Origin of the sequence: Dryocola clanedunensis subsp. sulfonylureivorans (assembly GCF_016756775.1) — a bacterium.
GTDB lineage: Bacteria > Pseudomonadota > Gammaproteobacteria > Enterobacterales > Enterobacteriaceae > Dryocola > Dryocola clanedunensis.
This window is the reverse complement of the sequence record NZ_JAERMU010000001.1, coordinates 217382-235307: the sequence shown is the minus strand read 5'-3', so window position 1 is coordinate 235307 and position 17926 is coordinate 217382. Positions and strand designations below refer to the sequence as shown.

Below are 17926 nucleotides of genomic sequence, written 5' to 3'. Positions count from 1 at the left end.
GAAATCAGTTAAGGAACTGAACAGGCAGCCGCGACTGCTGAGGGCTTCGCTTTGCTCAAATTCCATGGATTCTTGCTGGCGGGCGTGCTTTCGGGAATATCCCTTTCTGCCGGCGCGTTGACGGTGACCAGCAGGTCGTTTCAGGTAGGCGCAACGATAACGCCGGGCTGCTCCGTCACGACGGGCACCGGCAGCGTGTTCGGGACGTTCAACTTTGGTAGCCATTCGGGAGTGGAGAGCGGTATCACCAGCGCCGCTTTTGTACCAAACGGCTCGCTAACGCTTGCCTGCACGCCGGGCGTGGTACTGAGTATGGCTATCGACGGCGGACGAAATTACACCACCGTGCGGCGTATGGTTCGTAGCGGTGGAACGGATGCGGTGCCTTATCGCCTGTATACCAGCAGTTCGCTGACGGCCGGCAGTGAGATCCTTGTTAATCAGGCGGTGACGGTAGCGTACAGCAACAGTAACAACATTACGCTGCCCCTGTTTGGCGCGGCGCAGCTTACGGGATTCAGTCCGGCAGGGACCTATACCGACCAACTCACCGTGACGCTGTCATGGTAACCAGGGAGAACAAAATGAAGCAGTGGATAAGAGGAGCCTGCGCGGCGCTCGGGTTATTGACCGTCTGGCAGGCGGGAGCCGCCAGTAACGTTCTCATCTGGCCTATCGATCCTTTTCTCGCCGCCGACGCCAAAGCGGCAGAACTGTGGATCCAGAACCAGGGAAGCAGCGCCACGACCATGCAGGTGAGGGTGGTGCGCTGGCAGCAGGAGGGGGGACATGAACGCTATCAGCAACAGCAGGACGTGGTGGCCAGCCCGCCGATTGTGAACATCAAAGGCGGCAGCAAACAGCTGATCCGCCTGATAAAACAGAGCACCATACCGGCAGGGCAGGAGCAGGCTTATCGTATTGTAGTGGATGAAATCCCCCAGCCGACGGACAACAGCAGGCCGCAGATGGGCCTGAAACTGCAGATGCGCTACTCCATTCCCCTGTTCGCCTACGGCCAGGGCATCGCGACAAAGACAGCGGCCAGCAACCACGCCAATACTGACCCCGGCCAGCTTTCCTGGCGGGTCATCAACGACGGTGGAAAACCTGCCCTTCAGGTCGCCAATCGAGGCAACGTTCACGTGCGCCTCAGCAAGGTCACGCTGGCGCAGGGCGGCCAGCAGCGGGTATTAGCGGATGGGCTGATGGGCTATGTGCTGCCCAACAGCGAGCGCGCCTGGCCACTGCCGGCCTCCATGACGCGTCCGACGCAGCTTTCCGCCTCGATCAATGCGCCTGACGATGTATGGCAATCCGCACCGGTCAACTAACCCGGTTACTGCCGATGGCTATCTTACTCTCCTCCCTGTCACCCGGCGCTGGCGCTGAAGACGGGGATGATCTGTTGCCTCCACCGCCGCGGGCGCAGGAGGCGGATGCCGCAACGGTTTTTCATCTTTCCCTGGTTTTTAACCAATGGGACAGCGGCCAGGTGGTACCCGTTACCCGGCGCAACGGACAGTATTTTGTCTCCAGCGCCGATTTACAGCGCGCGGGCCTGCCGGCAGACAAACTCCCTGCCGGGGACGTGAATGTCTCTGCCTTATCCAGGGTGCAGGCAAACTATGACAGCACCGGCCAGCGGCTGCTGCTGAGCGTGCCGAACGACTGGCTGCCCGAACAGGCGCTGATGCTTGGCAAGCGCGATTCGCGCGTAAAAGCCCTGGGCGGAACCGGCGCGCTTCTTAATTACGACGTCTACGCCAGCAACACGCAGAACAGCGGCTCCCAGACCACGGCCTGGCACGAGCTGCGCATTTTCAGCGGCAGCTACAGTCTTTCCAGCACCGGGACGTTTCGCCAGCAGTTCTCCGGCTACGACAGCGAAAATGACGGCTACCTGCGCTATGACACCACCCTGACCGGCACCGACGAAGACGATGTTTTAAGCTGGTCGGCGGGGGACGTGGTCAGCGATGCCCTGAGCTGGAGCAGCAGCGTGCGCATGGGGGGCGTCTCTTTCGGGCGCGACTTTACCCTGCGTCCGGATTTAATTACCTATCCGCTTCCCGCCTTCTCCGGCGAGGCGGCGGTGCCGTCCACCGTTGACGTCTTTATCAACGGTTACCGAACCGGCAGCACAAATCTGCAGCCCGGCCCGTTCACGCTCACCAACCTGCCGTACGTTAATGGCTCCGGCGATGCGGTGCTGGTCACCACGGACGCGCTTGGGCGTCAGGTTTCAACCACCTTGCCGTTTTATGTCGCCAGTGAATTGCTCAAACCCGGGCTCAGCGACGGGGCGATCACGCTCGGCAGTTTGCGGCGTGACTACGGGCTGGAAAACTTCTCCTATGGCCCGGCGGCGGCCAGCGGTTCGTATCGCTACGGCGTGAACGACTACTGGACGGTTGAGAGCCATGCGGAAGGGGCGGAATCACTTGCGCTGGGCGGGCTGGGGACGCTGGTCAAACTGGGCAGCTTCGGCGTGGTCAACGGCGCGTACTCCCGCAGCGAAATGCGCGGCAAAGGAGGGCAGCAGATAAACTGGGGTTACCAGTACAATACCGACTGGTTTAACATCGACACCCAGCACAGCCACCGCGATCGCACCTTCGGCAATCTCGCGCTCTACGACTCCCCCGATCTTTACGACGATGACCATCAGCCCATTGCCAGCCTGAGCCGCAGCACCGATCAATACTCGCTCTCCTTTAATATGGGCGAGTACGGCAACATTGGCGCGGCGTGGATCGACGTGCGCAGCTTCGACGACGAGAAAACCCAGCTGCTCAATCTGTCGTGGAGCAAAAACCTGTGGGGCAACAGCAGCTTTTATCTTGCTGCCAGCCACGATCCAGCGACCAGCGGCTGGACGATGGCCCTGTCCTTACAGGTGCCGTTCGGCACGCAGGACAACGTAGCGTTCAGCGTTGAGAACACGCCGGATGCCGGTAACACGCAGCGGGTGAACTACAGCCATGCCATGCCGAGCGACGGTGGATTCAGCTGGAACATGGCCTACGCTAATCAGAGTGACAGCGACGATTATCAGCAGGCGACGCTGGGCTGGCGCAATAACAAAGTTGAGCTGCAGGGCGGGGCTTACGGCCAGCGCAACAGCTATACCCAGTGGGGGGAATTGACCGGCTCGCTGGTGATGATGGACGGCACGCTGTTTGCCGCCAACCGCGTTAACGATGCCTTTGTGGTGGTCAGTACCGACGGCCATCGCGGCGTGACGGTGAATTATGAAAACCAGCCGATGGGCACCACCGACGACGACGGCTATCTGCTGATAAGCGGCGTCTCTTCTTACTATCCCGCTAACTACAGTATTAACACGCTGAATCTGCCGGCGGATACCGCACTCAAAAATACCGAACAGCGCATTGCGCTGCGCCGCCGCTCGGGTTATCTGCTCGATTTCCCTGTGCAGCAGCAGTGGGTGGCAAGCGTGGTGCTGCACGATGAGGAGGGCAGGCCGCTGCCCGTTTCAAGCCAGGTTTACCGCAGGCTGCAACCCCCGGTTCCGGTAGGCTATGACGGTATCGCCTATCTTGAGGATCTCAGTGACGTTAACCCGCTGATCGTCACCATGCCGGACGGTAAACGCTGTCGCACAACGCTTACCCTGTCGACAAAAAGCGATCACAAACTCAATACCTATGGCCCGTTGGTTTGCCGCCGGGAGGCACCGTGATGGCCCGCAGCAGATGGGCGAATAGCCGCCCGGCCAAAATCTGTCTGCTTTTGGGATTGCTGCTGCTGTTTTTCACAGCGCCGGTACGGGCGGCCTGCACGCTCAGCGGCTCGAATACGGGATCGTTCGGTACGCAAAGCTCTTTTGTGGTCAATACCACCGTACAGTCTACCTCGGCGACCCTGTCGCTGAGCTGCGATACGGTACTGAATCTCCTGACCTCTGATAACGTGACGCTGACCTTTGTGAGTGCGACACCCGCGCCGGGCGGGACTCGCGGGCTGTTGCGGCGTACGGATACGCCAGCGAACCCCGATAACGTTCCGGTGGTTGTCTGCGGGCAGGCCGCCTGCGCCAACAACAGCGAAGTGCAGGTGGGAGGAACCTACACCTGGAGCGGGTCAACGCTGCTTGGCCTGTTATCCAGCAAACGGTACGACCTGCCGATTTACTTTCGCACCGTCGCCGGGCAGAACATCAGCGCCGGGCCTTATCGGCTGGTGCTGAACTTTCGCATCGACTGGAATATTTGCAGCCTTGGTGTGGCGCTCTGCCTGGCGTATCAGACGGGGAATGGCTCGCCGACCACCACGCTTTCCATGACCGTCACCAACGACTGCACGGCGATTTCCGCCCCGGCGGTCAACTTTGACAGCGCGCCACTGGTGCAAAACTTCAAAAGCGTCTCCCAGACCGTAGGCATCACCTGCACCAAGGGCAGTACCTACACCGTCGGGCTGGATAACGGTATCCACCCCAACGGCACGGTGAGACGGATGGCCAGCGGCAGCAACTTTATGAACTATGAAGTTTATAAGTCCAACGGGACTGACCGCTGGGGAATCCTCGGTGCGGAGCGTTGGGCCAGCGGCGTCTCCTCTGCCGTCAGCACCGACGGTCTGCTACGCAGCTACAACTATGTCGCCAAAGTTCTCACCAGCCAGGACACGCCGCCTGCCGGGACCTATACGGATACGCTGGTGGTGGATATTGCATTTTGATGCCGTGCGTACCGCTTCCCTTTCCGTGCGCCAGAATGAGCGAGTGCAGATTTCTACGGTTATTCAAACGTCCCCTTTACCAGCAGATCTTGTCCGTCCAGCATCAGCTGGCCCTTCGCCCATACAGCGCGGATTTCAAGGCGATCGTCGACTATCAGCAGGTCCGCGTCGTAACCGGGTAATAAGGCCCCTTTGCCAGAAAGTTTAAGCCTGTGCGCAACGTTCCCGGCAACCAGCGGCCAGATTGTTTCCAGCGGCAGCTGTTCATGCAGATCGCGTATCTCCTGCAATAAACTGTCGAACCCAGCTACGGTTAAACCGGTTAAGTTGCCCAGGGCATCAAAGGCCGGAATGCTGCCATTGCCGTCGGAGCTGAGCGTGAGCTGCGACAAATCAATGCCATTATCCAGCGCTTCGATAACTGCCTGTGAAGGTTTTACCGCGCCTCTGGCACCCAGTTCCGGGTTAATTCCCGAGGTAATATCCAGATTAACTTTATGACTACGTGCAAGCTGCAGGCTGTGATCCCATAAGTGTCGCTGACGATTAACGTGCGTGGGCAGAAAATGACCTGCAGGTACATCACAATGGTTGAGCACTTCTTCCAGCGGTTGAAGGGCGCTGCTGGCATTACCGAGATGCATTACCACCAGACCTGGTTTACGCGTCATGAGGGCGGCTGCGCGAGCCTGCGTACCCAGACGGATCAGTTCATGCAGGGTAGGGAAGGAGGAACGATGGTCAGAAATCGCCGTTTTAACACCCAGAACCGGCTCCAGAAAGGCAATATCCTCTTTAACGGAGTCGGTCAGCGTCACGGTAGGCACTTCGTAGGATCCGGTCAGCATCCAGGCGCTTATCCCTTCATGACGTAGCCCCATAACTTTTGCGAACAGCGAAGAGATATGGCGGGTTGTCCCGTCTGTCCCCAGCAGGCCCATAACGCTTGTGATCCCCGCTTTCAGTAACTGGCTCAGGGTCACTTCCGGCGTCCGGGTGTGGAAACCATCTTCACCGCCGCCGCCGGTCAGGTGAACGTGTTGGTCAATCATACCCGGCAAAACGAGCTGATTTTTGATATTTACCGTGTGGCAGTGGCTCAGATAAGGGGGGGAAAGATCTTCGCCCAGAGCCAGAATTTTTCCGTTGCCTAACAGCAGGGAGCCAGGGCGAATACCCGTGGGGGTCAGAAGCCTGGCATTTTTCAGCAGCGTAAACTGAATTGTTTCCATGCTAGACCCACCCGTCATTCAGCAGCGCCAGCGTCTCCTGCCTGGCCTGTTCCCAAATTTGCATCATATCGGCGTCATCCCGCTGATACTGCCCGCCGTAATTGCCGTCCCCAATGTACTCTTTCACCTGTGAAGCAGGCAGCTGCGCCAGGGCCGCCAGCTTAAGCGCAGGCTTTTCATGGTCGGGCATGACAACGTTAGCCAGCCGCGTCCACGAGAAATTCTCCATCCATGAGGCGTGGCTCGCATTGCTGGAAAAATGTTTTACCTGCTTCATCGTCTCTGTGGCAGCCCACCAGTTGTGTAACAGTACGCGGGCATCAGGATGTTTATTAAGCCAGTTGTGGATTTGCGGCTGTACCGGGCTGTTACCGCCGTGACCATTGATCAGCATGATACGGCGAAAACCGCTGTGGTACAGGCTGTCTAAAACATCGTTGACCAGCGCGTTGTAGGTGGCTGGCTGTAGATTGACAGTCCCTGGAAAGGCCGTGAAATAGGGTGCCATGCCGAAAGGAATACCGGGGTAGACCGGGACATCCGCCTGTTCGCCCACTTCACAAGCCAGGCGGGAAGCAAGAATGTGGTCAGTACACAAACTGAGATAAGCATGCTGTTCCGTGCTGCCAAGCGGCAGGATCGCCCGATCGTCTTTTTGCAGGTGAGCTTCAACCTGGAGCCAGTTCATATTCTGTATTTGCATGATGTTATCCTTATTATTCTTTGTTGCGCTGCGCGTACTGATGTAAAGCGGGGAACAGGATATCGCGCAGATAGCGAGGTTCTGGTGTATGGCGATATTCGAACACGATCTCTGGTTGACTAAACTGCTGCAGACGGCTGTGGCAGCCGGTGCTGTATATGACCGCCCGATAGCTGAGCAGCAATGCCTCCAGCTTCTCGTCTTCCAGAGTGATGATTTTTATCTCCCCGAGATGAGGGGCAAAGCGCTTTACCCCTTCGAGCATGGCGGGGATGAAGTTTTCAAAGCGTGAAATCAGCAAAACCGGCATATCCGCCGGCAGCGAGGCCAGTTGGGTACGCGTACTTTCCGCCGGGATCAGATAAGGCGCGTAAACCGGGATACTTTCCGCCAGCCGCAGGCGGAGGCGGGGAATGCAGTGAGGAATGGTGAGCCAGAGACCGTAATCCGACAGTTTTTCATCCTGCAGCTCGTTAAATTCGCTGAAGGTATAGCTGTCCGCCGCAAGCGTGATGTTCAGCGCCTCTTCAACCGCGGCAATATAGCTGAGGTTAATACGATTCGAATTACCGACGATGGCCAGACAGAACGGCAGATTCAGTATGCCCGGCGCGCTCTCCTGATTTAACAGCCCGACAAAAAAGGAGGAGGAAAGGCCCAGGGCTTCTGCATCCGCCACGAGCTGCTGAAAACGCTGACGCAATTTCCCCACCTCGTTATCCAGCACCTGCTCCTGATGTTCGCGCACGACATAGGTGCCTTTGCCGGGGATGGTCTCAATTAATCCCATTGCCTTAAGCGTACCGTAAGCGTGGCTGACGGTAAGCTGCGCTACCCCCAGCGCTTTGCCCAGCGCCCGCACGGAGGGGAGTGCCGCATCGTGGCGAAAATCTCCCGCCATAATACCGTACTCGATAGCGCCGACGATCTGTGCCTGCAATGCGACAGGTAATGTTTTATCAATTGAGATTTTCATCCATTCCTCAAGGTAATTATGGCGCGTTTTCGTGTGCGACTGACGCCGGTTGTCGACGTGTAGCTGTACTTTGCAGAGCTTCAAAATGGCGATGCAGAGTGGCTTGTCCGGCGGGCTTTGTCACCAGGCTGACGGCAATCATCACCAGCATGGTGAAAGCCCAACAAATAATCAGCGGATCAAAACCAAAGGACAGATGCGGCGCCCAGAGCTTCATGGCGACATAGGCAACTTCGCCGAGGATCACCGCACTAATGGCTCCGCTGCGGCTGGCTCGTTTCCAGTACATGCCCAGAATAACGGGGGCAACCCATATCCCAAGCCCACCAAATGCAAAACGGATAAGCGAGAAGATGCCAGCGGGTTTCATAATGCCTATTATCACGGCGGCGATACCCACTGCTACGGTAAACCAGCGTGAGAGTTTGAGGATTTTCTCCTGTGACGCCTGGGGATTAAACATATTTTGATAGATGTCGCGGGTGATCCCCCCCGTGCAGACCACCAGCAGTGCTGAAATGGTCGACATTCCCGCGGAGACAATACCGGTAATCAGCAGGGCTGATATCCACGGTGAGACATTCTCCAGCAGGATGACAGGGACGATAAAATCAGCATCCTGCCCGGTAAGACCATGCACAAAAGTAGCCGCGTTAACGCCGGACCACTCAATCAGCGTAGCGGAGAAGAGCATCCCGAGAGTGCCAAGAATGACCGCTTTGAACATCGTGCGATAGCTGTTCATGGTGAAAAATTTGGTAAACAGCGTTGGCTGGCCGATGGTGAAGAAACTCCACATCACGATCATCGAGACATAGGTTGCCCACGGGAAGTTATTGTTGGTTCCCGGATGGCTGAGGTGCCCTGGCAGGGTTTGGGCAAGCTTACTGGTTATCGCCTCCATGCCGCCGCCTGCATGAACCGAGACAACAAAAGTCACCACTGCGGTGGCGACCATCAACGCTCCCTGTAGGACATCGGTCATCATCGCACCTGTCATCCCCCCGGTCATACAGTACAGGATAACGATCACCCCCATGGCGACCACGCCAATCCATTCCGGCAACCCGGTGAAGGTGTTGAGTATTACGCCTGCCCCTACGGTCTGGGCACCCATCATGGCCAGCAGGAACAGCACCGACATCACGGCATGAATGCCGCGTATGGATTTGGATTCGTAGCGATCGGCCAGGTAATCACTCATGGTCAACATATTGTAGCGCCGACCCAGCAGCATAAGCTTGCGCCCGACAAACAGCACCGGAACGATCATGGAAAAGGCAAGGCCGGGTACGGAGACGCTCATACCGGCAAAGCCAGTGCCGTAAGTCATCGCCGGTACGCCCATAAAGGTGCTCATGCTGTACTGGCTGGCAAAATAGGCAAAGCCACCCACAATCGCACCGGCTTTTCCCCCCATAACCAGGAAGTCACTTAACGAACGGGTGGAGCGAGCCGCGCGCCAGCCTATCAGACCAAGGATCACTAAAAACAATGCCAGGGTGGTGTAAAACGGAATGGGTTCGGGACGCAATATATCAGTCAGTTGGTTCATGGCGTTTCCTCCAGCGCTTCGTCCTGATATTCAGGGCGTTTGAGACACTGAAAGGCATAAAGAATGATCAATGCCAGAACTGTTATACCGTGAGCGATCCATCCATAAATGAAAATGGGCACGCCGAGCCATCCGGCGACATAATGGGTGTTATAAAAGAAAGGCAATGGCAGCATAATAAACAGATACATTGCCATAAAGATGGTAAACCATCTTCTTTCAAAACAGCTAGTTAATAGGTTCATAAAATCCCCTGTAACGGTTGAATTATTGTTGTGTTGTGACGCGGCGCGTAAATACGCCTTTCTGTTGTGTGTTATAACAACTTATAACAGCTGATCTAAATTTCAACAATAACCGGGCAGCGGAGAGTTTAAAAAATGCGCACCAGATCCTTTAATCGCCGTGTACCGCTACTGAATATGAGCCTCAGCCAGCAGGAGGACTCGTGTGCTGCCAGCTGGTTAGAACAAGCAGATGAGGCCCGTGAGGAAAACAGCGCACGCAACGCGTTACACCAGCACATCGCCCGGCACTGGCAAACGCCCTGGGCTGCCAGTTTTATGGGGGGAAGGGCGGCACTGTTTGCGGTTATCCGCACGCTGGGTCTGCAACCTGGCGACAGGATTGTGGTGCCAGCGTTTACCTGTCAGTGCGTTGCGAATGCCATCACTTTTAACGGCATAGAAATTAGCTTTGCCGACATTGAGATAAACACCTTCGGCATGTCAGCCAGGGCGCTGAAACAGGCAATCACCCCGCGAACTCGCGCAGTGTTAATCCAGTATTCATTTGGGCTTGTTTGCCGGGATATCGAACAGCTGATCGCTGTTGCAAGGGAAAATCATCTCTGGGTCATCGAAGACTGCGCGCATGCTACCGGCGGGAAGTGGCAGGGGCAGCTGCTTGGCAGGCTGGGCGATATCGCCTTCTTCAGCAGCGAGCGTTCAAAGATAGTTAACACGATTCATGGCGGATGGGTTATCACGGCAAACCCACAGCTTGGCGAGCGGCTGATGATGGTTTATGACCAGGCGCCCGAGGCGGACAATCTGTTTATTACGGCTTTGCTACAAACGCTTCGTGCAGCCTATGGCGAGCTGCACAACCGTCCTTTTTCACCTGCTGTGGCCCTGATACCACAGATGCAGCCTGCCGAGCTGGCGGGGATGTTTACCCCGCAATATAGCTGGCGCATGGCGGAGCCTGTTGCTGAACTGCTGCTGTTGCAGCTGGAGAAGCTTGACACCTTTGTGCAAAAAAGAGTCGAAGGTGCGTCATTCTGGCAGGACTGGGCATCCAGGCAGGGCATTGAGCCACTTTTGTCCCGCGAGGGGGCGCAGAACACCTGGCTGCGCTATCCGGTCATGCTAAGCGCCTCGCAAAAAACGCAGCGCAGGGAGCTCGAAGAGCTGCTGAATATTGAAATTGGGGTCTGGTTTACTACCCCTGTGCATCCCCAGCCGCTGACCTTACCGGATTGCCCGGTAGGAATGGCCGCCGCACGCTGCTGTGTCAATTTGCCGACCTGGCTGTGGGATGACTAAATTACGTGCGGCAGCGGCGTTAACTCTCCGCCCGCAGCAGTAAAATTGTCTCCCCTAATTTCACGTAAAGTTCCGTCAGGGAATGCCGATAACACCGATATCAAGTCATTCATTGGGTGTTATATGTTGAACCGTATTCGCGTTGTCACCATGCTGATGCTGGTGCTGGTAGTGTTCGCATTGCTGCAGCTCATCTCGGGCGGTATGTTTTTAAATGTTTTAAAAGATAATAACGACGGTTTCAAAATCTCCCGTGAACTGCGTGTACAGCAGTCTGAGCTTACTCAGACCTGGAACCTGATGCTGCAAACCCGCGTCAACCTTAGCCGCTCTTCAGCACGCAGTATGGCGGAAGCCGCCGGGGGCCAGGGGGCTGTGAAAACAGAACTGCTGAATAACGCGAAGGTCACCCTTGCAGACGCGCAAAAACATTATGACGCCTTCAAACAGATCGAGCCGATTTCTCCGGAAATGGAAGTGCTGGTCAAAGACATTGATGATGACTTTAAAAACTACAGCCAGGCGCTGGGAGAGCTGATTGGCTACCTGGACAATGGCAATCTCGACGCCTATTTCGCCCAGCCTACCCAGGACAAACAAAACGCTCTGGAAGCCATCTATAAAAAGTACATTGCCCTTAACGACCGCATGTATGAGCAGTCCTACGTTGACAGTACTAACGGCTATAGCTCTGCCAAATGGGAAGTCACCGGTCTGGCACTCGTGCTGGCAGCCATCATCTTACTGGTGTGGCAAGGGATGCGCGCCGTTCTCCTTAAGCCACTTTCGGTGGTTATCGGCCATATTCGCGAAATTGCCAACGGCAATCTGACCGAAGCCATCGACAGCAGCGGGCGCAACGAAATCAGCGAGCTGGCAGCCAGCGTCAGCCACATGCAACAGGAGCTGATCATCACCGTTGGCAGCGTGCGCGAAGGCTCGGATGCGATCTACAGCGGCGCGAGCGAAATTGCCGCGGGCAATAACGACCTCTCATCCCGTACCGAACAGCAGGCCGCTTCTCTTGAAGAGACTGCCGCCAGCATGGAGCAGCTTACCGCCACCGTTAAGCAGAATGCCGAAAACGCTCGTCAGGCCTCACAGCTGGCGTTGAACGCTTCCGATACGGCTTCACACGGCGGAAAGGTGGTTGATGGCGTGGTGAAAACCATGCATGACATTGCTGGCTCCTCCAGAAAAATCGCCGATATCACCAGCGTGATCGACGGCATCGCCTTCCAGACCAATATCCTTGCGCTGAACGCCGCGGTTGAAGCTGCGCGGGCAGGGGAACAGGGGCGTGGATTCGCCGTGGTTGCCGGAGAGGTTCGTAACCTGGCGCAGCGCAGCGCCCAGGCCGCGAAAGAGATCAAATCCCTGATAGAAGACTCCGTTTCCCGTGTAGATACCGGCTCCGCGCTGGTGGAAAGCGCCGGGGAAACCATGAGCGATATCGTCAGCGCGGTGACTCGCGTGACGGACATCATGGGGGAAATCGCTTCTGCTTCTGACGAACAAAGTCGCGGTATCGAACAGGTGGCGCTCGCCGTCTCCGAAATGGATCGCGTCACACAGCAAAACGCCTCGCTGGTGGAAGAGTCCGCCTCTGCCGCCGCCGCGCTCGAAGAGCAGGCTAGCCTGCTGACACAATCTGTCGCTGCTTTCCGTCTGAAAAAGGTAAACAGCGCGCAACGGACTGCCACAGTAACCGCACCTCGTGAGGTTTATAGCGCCCCTGCGCTAAGCCCGCGTAAACCGGCACCTGCTGCCGGCGGCGATGATAATTGGGAAACTTTCTGACTGACTCTTGATCGTTAATCATGCCGGCAGGCATGCCGGCCGAGGAAAGCTTTGATGTTAAACCGTCTTCGTTTGTCGACCAGCTTGATTCTGATTTTGATCCTCTGCGGCGTGCTGCAGATTGGCAGTAATGGTTTGTCGTTCTGGGCTTTTCATGATGATTATCAGAACCTCAGGAGGGTGGATGCGGGTAACCAGCAGCGAGATACGTTAACGCAAAGTCGCGCCGCCCTGTTGCAGGCCAGCAGCGCATTAAGCCGCGCCGGTACGCTGACCGCCCTGAGCTATCCGCCGGAAGAGATAAGGCTTCTGATGGCTACCGCTCGCGGCAGTCTGAAGCAGGCCGACATGCTGTTTAACCAGTTTGAAGCTATCCCGGCGACGACGAAAGACGGTGAGGAGATGCTGTCTTCCACAAAAGAAAGCTACGCCAGATATCGTGAAGATTTACAGCACCAGTTAACGTGGCTTGAGAGCAACCAGCTGTCTGATTTCCTCAGCGCGCCGGTGCAGAAAACGCAGGCGATTTTTGACGCCAACTTCAATGCCTGGCAGCAAAACATCAACGACGTGGTGGTGGAGGCAGGGGCAGACAGCAAGAAGAACTATCAAATTTCGGCGGTGCTTTTCGCCACCGTGACCGTCGCTGCCATCCTGCTGCTGCTGGGCTCCATTGTCTGGTCACGCAAGATGATTGTGCAGCCGCTTGCCATCGTGCGCAGCCACTTTGAGCGCATTGCGGCAGGAGATTTAGCCCGGCCCGTCATGGTTTTTGGACGCAATGAGATCTCAGAGATTTTCCAGGGCCTCAAAAATATGCAGTTGGCGCTGAAAGAAACGGTCAGCGAGGTACGGCAAGGCAGCAACGCCATGCATACCGGTATTGCCGAAATAGCCGCAGGAAATAACGATCTTTCTGCCCGCACCGAGGAGCAGGCCGCCTCGCTTGCGCAAACGGCTGCCAGCATGGAACAGCTGACCGCGACGGTGGGGCAAAATGCTGAAAATGCACGTCAGGCGGCCGGGCTTTCGCTCAGCGCAGCCAATACGGCGAAGCAGGGGGGAGAGCAGGCGGCAAACGTGGCGCGCACCATGCATGCCATCGCGGGGAGTTCGCAGAAAATCAGCGATATCACCAGCGTTATCGACGGCATTGCTTTCCAGACCAATATTCTGGCGCTGAACGCGGCGGTAGAAGCCGCGCGGGCAGGCGAACAGGGGCGTGGATTTGCGGTGGTCGCCGGGGAAGTTCGCAACCTTGCTCAGCGCAGCGCGCAGGCGGCAAAAGAGATAAAAGTGCTGATTGATGAGTCGGTGAACCGCGCTGCGCAAGGTTCGCATCTGGTCGATACCGCGGCCTCGACCATGGCGGAAATTGTCCGTTCGGTGACGCAGGTTAACGACATCATGGGCGAAATTGCGTCGGCGTCGGATGAGCAGCGTCGGGGTATTGAACAGGTCGCACTGGCCGTTAGCCAGATGGACCAGGTTACGCAGCAAAACGCCGCGCTGGTAGAAGAGGCGGCAAGCGCAACCGATGCGCTGGCAAATCAGGCAGAGCATCTGTCTGGCGTCGTCAGCGTATTTAAGCTGGCCAACGTTGAGAGTCAACGTGAAACCGGAGATTTTGCAACCAACGGGGTGCTCGCCACCCCCTAGAAAGTAATTAAGAAGGCGCTATGACTTCACCACTGTCCACCGGACAATCGTCATTAATGTTACAGATGACACAGCGTCTGCCGCTGTCCGACACGCATTTCCGTCGGATATGCCAATTGATATACCAGCGCGCAGGGATTGTGCTGGCAGACCACAAAAGGGACATGGTCTACAACCGCCTTGTCCGCCGCCTGCGTACGTTAGGCCTTGATGATTTTGGCGATTATCTGGGGTTACTTGAAGCGAATGCCAACAGTGCCGAATGGCAGGCCTTTATTAATTCGCTGACCACCAATCTGACGGCCTTCTTTCGCGAAGGCCACCACTTTCCGGTGCTGGCGGAGCATGCCCGCAAAAGTAGCGGCGAGTTTCGGGTGTGGAGCGCGGCGGCGTCGACAGGAGAGGAGCCTTACTCCATCGCCATTACCCTTGCCGATGAGTTAGGCATGGCGCCGGGGCGCTGGAAAGTTTTTGCCAGTGATATCGACACACAGGTACTGGAAAAGGCGCAAAGCGGCGTCTATCGCCAGGAAGAGCTGAAAACGCTCTCCCCCCAGCAGACGCAGCGTTATTTCATGCGCGGCACCGGACCCCATGACGGGCTGGTTCGGGTGCGTAGCGATCTGGCGAATCACATCGAGTTTGCGCCGATCAACCTGCTCGACAAGCAGGCGCCGATACCCGGCCAGTTTGATGCCATCTTCTGTCGCAATGTGATGATCTATTTTGACAAAACGACGCAGCAGGAGATTTTAAGCCGCTTTGTTCCCCTGCTAAAACCCGGCGGGCTGGTGTTTGCGGGACACTCAGAAAATTTCAGTAACCTCAGCCGCGAGTTCTGGCTGCGGGGACAAACGGTTTACGGCCTGAGTAAGGAAAGATCATGACAAAAATAAGAGTGCTCTCTGTCGATGACTCCGCCCTGATGCGACAGATCATGACAGAAATCATTAATAGTCATAGTGATATGGAAATGGTCGCTACCGCGCCGGACCCGCTGGTCGCCCGCGATCTGATCAAAAAGTTTAACCCGGACGTCCTGACGCTGGACGTTGAGATGCCGCGTATGGACGGCCTGGATTTCCTCGAAAAGCTGATGCGCCTGCGCCCTATGCCCGTGGTGATGGTCTCTTCACTGACCGGTAAAGGATCTGAGGTCACGCTGCGCGCCCTGGAGCTGGGGGCGATTGATTTCGTCACCAAGCCACAGCTGGGCATTCGGGAAGGGATGCTGGCTTACAGCGAGATGATCGCTGAAAAAGTGCGCACGGCCTCCCGCGCAAAGCTTACCGCTCGCGCACCGGAAGTCGCGCCAGCGAGTCTGAAAGCCGGCCCGTTACTCAGTTCTGAGAAGTTAATCGCGATTGGTGCGTCAACCGGCGGCACAGAAGCCATCCGCCACGTCCTGCAACCCCTGCCGCTCTCAAGCCCGGCGGTGCTGATCACCCAGCATATGCCCGCAGGTTTCACCCGCTCGTTTGCTGAACGACTGAACAAGTTATGCCAGATAACGGTGAAAGAAGCAGAAGACGGAGAGCGTGTATTGCCAGGACACGCATACATTGCGCCCGGTGATCGGCACATGGTGCTGTCACGCAGCGGGGCAAACTATCAAATCAAATTACATGACGGCCCGCCCGTAAACCGGCATCGACCGGCGGTGGACGAGCTGTTCCATTCGGTGGCGAAGTTTGCCGGACGTAACGCCGTGGGCGTGATCCTCACCGGAATGGGTAATGACGGTGCCGCCGGAATGCTGGCGATGCACAAGGCAGGGGCGTGGACAATCGCCCAGAACGAAGCAAGTTGTGTGGTGTTCGGCATGCCGCGCGAGGCCATCAACCGAGGTGGCGTCAGCGAAGTGGTCGATTTAAGTCAGGTCAGCCAGCAGATGCTGGCGAAAATTAGTGCCGGACAGGCAATACGTATCTAACAATGGAGCCCGAATTTTATGGCAGACAAAGAGCTTAAGTTTTTGGTGGTGGACGATTTCTCTACCATGCGTCGTATCGTCCGTAACCTGCTCAAAGAGCTGGGTTTTAACAATGTCGAAGAGGCAGAGGACGGCGTGGACGCCCTGCATAAACTGCAGACCGGCGGCTTTGGCTTCGTCATTTCCGACTGGAATATGCCGAACATGGATGGCCTGGAACTGCTGAAAACGATTCGTGCCGACGGCGTGATGGCCAAAATGCCGGTACTGATGGTGACGGCAGAAGCCAAGAAAGAGAACATTATTGCAGCAGCACAGGCTGGGGCGAGCGGTTATGTTGTTAAACCGTTCACCGCAGCAATTCTTGAGGACAAACTGGGCAAGATCTTCGAAAAGCTTGGTATGTAAAAGGAGGCGGATATGCACTCATCGACAAACCCGGCGATGGAGTTAGATCAGTCGCCAAACGAAATTATTTCTCGTATTGGTAGCCTGACCCGCATGCTGCGTGACAGCCTGCGCGAGCTGGGACTGGACCAGGCGATTGCCGACGCGGCGGAAGCGATTCCCGATGCCCGCGACCGTCTGGACTACGTAGTGCAGATGACTGCGCAGGCCGCCGAACGCGCCCTGAACTGCGTTGAGCTTTCTCAGCCTCATCAGAATAAAATGGAGTCCGGGGCGAAAGCGTTAAGCGGACGCTGGGATGCCTGGTTTGAAAATCCGATTGAGCTAAGTGACGCCAAAGAGCTGGTCAGCGAAACGCGCAGCTATCTGGCCGAGGTGCCTGGGCATACCAGCTTCACTAATGCCCAGCTGCTGGAAATTATGATGGCGCAAGACTTCCAGGACCTTACCGGTCAGGTTATCAAGCGCATGATGGACGTTATCCAGGAGATAGAGCGCCAGCTGCTGATGGTGCTGCTGGAAAACATGCCGGAGACGGATGCACGCAGCAAACGTGTCAGCGAGAGCCTGCTTAACGGCCCTCAGCTGGATACCACCGCGGCAGGCGTCGTCGCAAGCCAGGATCAGGTTGACGACCTGCTGGACAGTTTAGGGTTCTGATTTGACCATGCGCCATAGCGACAGCTATGGCGCATTCACCGGTTTCTGTATATCAATCAACGGGGAGCAGGTCATTTCCCTTGCGATACTCACCATATTGCACATAGCCGATATGGTCAGCCATGAGCTGCGCTTCATGCTCGCTATGGGTGACCAGCAGCGCTGTTTGCCCGGCTTCGCGTAAAATATCGCGCACTTCCCGCCCCAGACGCTCGCGCGTCTTCTTATCGAGACTGGAAAAAGGTTCGTCCAAAAGCAGGATTGCCGGATGCGGGGCCAGGGCGCGTGCTAATGCAATGCGCTGCTGCTGCCCCCCAGAAAGCTCATGGGGATAACGTCCGGCATGGTTGTGCAGCTCGACCATTTTAAGCAGTGACGTGGCACGTGCACGTTGCTCTTCGCGCGGCAACCGGCGCAGACCAAAGGCCACGTTTTGTTGCGCGGTCAGATGCGGGAATAATGCGTACTCCTGAAACACCATCCCTACCTGGCGTTTCTCCGGGGGGAGATGTAAACCCGTCCCTGCAACACGCTGTTGCGAAACAAAAATCTCGCCGCTTTGCAGGCGCTCAAAACCGGCCACGGCGCGTAATACGGTGGTTTTCCCGCAGCCCGAAGCGCCCAGCAGACAGGCCAGTTCCCCTTTGCGTACAGACATAGAAAACCCGTTCAGAACCGGCTGCTGGCTGTTGCCGTAAGCAACATGCACATCCTGAAGGCGTAAGGCAATTTCTAACATGAGTCGT

At 56.5% G+C, this 17926-nt stretch carries 17 protein-coding genes; 11 read left to right on the top strand and 6 right to left on the bottom strand.

What is annotated here, in order from left to right:
- Positions 1–72 precede the first annotated feature (72 nt).
- From HYQ67_RS01055 to HYQ67_RS01040, 4 genes are read left to right on the top strand one after another with little or no spacing between them, the layout of a single operon-like run.
- Positions 73–570 carry a Csu type fimbrial protein gene (locus HYQ67_RS01055; protein ID WP_202301065.1) on the top strand — a complete coding sequence of 166 codons (498 nt, stop codon included), beginning with the start codon at positions 73–75 and terminating at the stop codon, positions 568–570.
- 14 nt (positions 571–584) lie between these two features.
- Positions 585–1334 (top strand): fimbrial biogenesis chaperone, encoded by a 750-nt coding sequence (locus HYQ67_RS01050; protein WP_202300804.1) that lies wholly within the window; start codon positions 585–587, stop codon positions 1332–1334.
- Positions 1335–1348: 14 nt separating this feature from the next.
- Positions 1349–3706 (top strand): fimbria/pilus outer membrane usher protein, encoded by a 2358-nt coding sequence (locus tag HYQ67_RS01045; protein WP_431355424.1) that lies wholly within the window; start codon positions 1349–1351, stop codon positions 3704–3706.
- On the top strand, positions 3706–4707 hold the full coding sequence (locus tag HYQ67_RS01040) for a Csu type fimbrial protein (RefSeq protein WP_237391028.1): 1002 nt from the start codon (positions 3706–3708) through the stop codon (positions 4705–4707). Before HYQ67_RS01045 ends, HYQ67_RS01040 begins: the two co-directional genes overlap by 1 nt.
- A gap of 59 nt (positions 4708–4766) precedes the next feature.
- On the opposite strand, the gene iadA is transcribed toward HYQ67_RS01040, so the two are convergent.
- Genes iadA through HYQ67_RS01015 form a run of 5 tightly spaced genes read right to left on the bottom strand, consistent with a single transcriptional unit; the run spans position 4767 to position 9418 of the window.
- Positions 4767–5939 (bottom strand): beta-aspartyl-peptidase, encoded by a 1173-nt coding sequence (gene iadA / locus HYQ67_RS01035; protein ID WP_237391027.1) that lies wholly within the window; start codon positions 5937–5939, stop codon positions 4767–4769.
- A 1-nt stretch (position 5940) separates the two neighbouring features.
- Positions 5941–6642 carry a creatininase family protein gene (locus tag HYQ67_RS01030; protein WP_202300800.1) on the bottom strand — a complete coding sequence of 234 codons (702 nt, stop codon included), beginning with the start codon at positions 6640–6642 and terminating at the stop codon, positions 5941–5943.
- 13 nt (positions 6643–6655) lie between these two features.
- Entirely contained in the window at positions 6656–7618 is a 963-nt protein-coding gene (locus HYQ67_RS01025) for a GntR family transcriptional regulator (RefSeq protein WP_202300799.1), read from the bottom strand.
- 16 nt (positions 7619–7634) lie between these two features.
- The gene (locus HYQ67_RS01020; RefSeq protein ID WP_202300798.1) at positions 7635–9173 is read right to left on the bottom strand and encodes a sodium:solute symporter family protein; all 1539 of its coding nucleotides are present in this window, start codon (positions 9171–9173) and stop codon (positions 7635–7637) included.
- Positions 9170–9418: a hypothetical protein gene (locus HYQ67_RS01015; protein WP_202300797.1), complete on the bottom strand. Its 249-nt coding sequence runs from the start codon at positions 9416–9418 to the stop codon at positions 9170–9172. The genes HYQ67_RS01020 and HYQ67_RS01015 overlap by 4 nt, the downstream gene beginning before the upstream one ends.
- A 135-nt stretch (positions 9419–9553) precedes the next feature.
- Between HYQ67_RS01015 and HYQ67_RS01010 the strand changes: the two genes are divergently transcribed.
- The 7 genes from HYQ67_RS01010 (at position 9554) to cheZ (ending at position 17180) form a co-directional block, all read left to right on the top strand.
- Positions 9554–10720, top strand: coding sequence for an aminotransferase class I/II-fold pyridoxal phosphate-dependent enzyme (locus HYQ67_RS01010; RefSeq protein ID WP_202300796.1), 1167 nt, complete (start codon positions 9554–9556; stop codon positions 10718–10720).
- A gap of 123 nt (positions 10721–10843) precedes the next feature.
- Entirely contained in the window at positions 10844–12520 is a 1677-nt protein-coding gene (locus HYQ67_RS01005; RefSeq protein ID WP_202300795.1) for a methyl-accepting chemotaxis protein, read from the top strand.
- A 54-nt stretch (positions 12521–12574) separates the two neighbouring features.
- Complete coding sequence (locus HYQ67_RS01000; RefSeq protein ID WP_202300794.1) at positions 12575–14179, top strand: methyl-accepting chemotaxis protein; 1605 nt, start codon at positions 12575–12577, stop codon at positions 14177–14179.
- A 20-nt stretch (positions 14180–14199) separates the two neighbouring features.
- A complete protein-coding gene (gene cheR, locus HYQ67_RS00995) occupies positions 14200–15066 on the top strand; it encodes a protein-glutamate O-methyltransferase CheR (protein WP_202300793.1) in 867 nt (288 codons plus the stop codon).
- Positions 15063–16112, top strand: a complete 1050-nt coding sequence (locus HYQ67_RS00990) for a protein-glutamate methylesterase/protein-glutamine glutaminase (protein ID WP_202300792.1) — start codon at positions 15063–15065, stop codon at positions 16110–16112. The genes cheR and HYQ67_RS00990 overlap by 4 nt, the downstream gene beginning before the upstream one ends.
- Before the next feature lie 18 nt (positions 16113–16130).
- Positions 16131–16520 carry a chemotaxis response regulator CheY gene (gene cheY, locus HYQ67_RS00985; protein WP_202300790.1) on the top strand — a complete coding sequence of 130 codons (390 nt, stop codon included), beginning with the start codon at positions 16131–16133 and terminating at the stop codon, positions 16518–16520.
- Between the two features lie 12 nt (positions 16521–16532).
- Positions 16533–17180 carry a protein phosphatase CheZ gene (gene cheZ, locus HYQ67_RS00980; protein WP_431355423.1) on the top strand — a complete coding sequence of 216 codons (648 nt, stop codon included), beginning with the start codon at positions 16533–16535 and terminating at the stop codon, positions 17178–17180.
- A gap of 52 nt (positions 17181–17232) precedes the next feature.
- Here cheZ and HYQ67_RS00975 read toward each other — a convergent pair whose 3' ends face one another.
- Positions 17233–17919, bottom strand: coding sequence for an ABC transporter ATP-binding protein (locus HYQ67_RS00975; protein WP_202300789.1), 687 nt, complete (start codon positions 17917–17919; stop codon positions 17233–17235).
- Between the last annotated feature and the right edge of the window lie 7 nt (positions 17920–17926).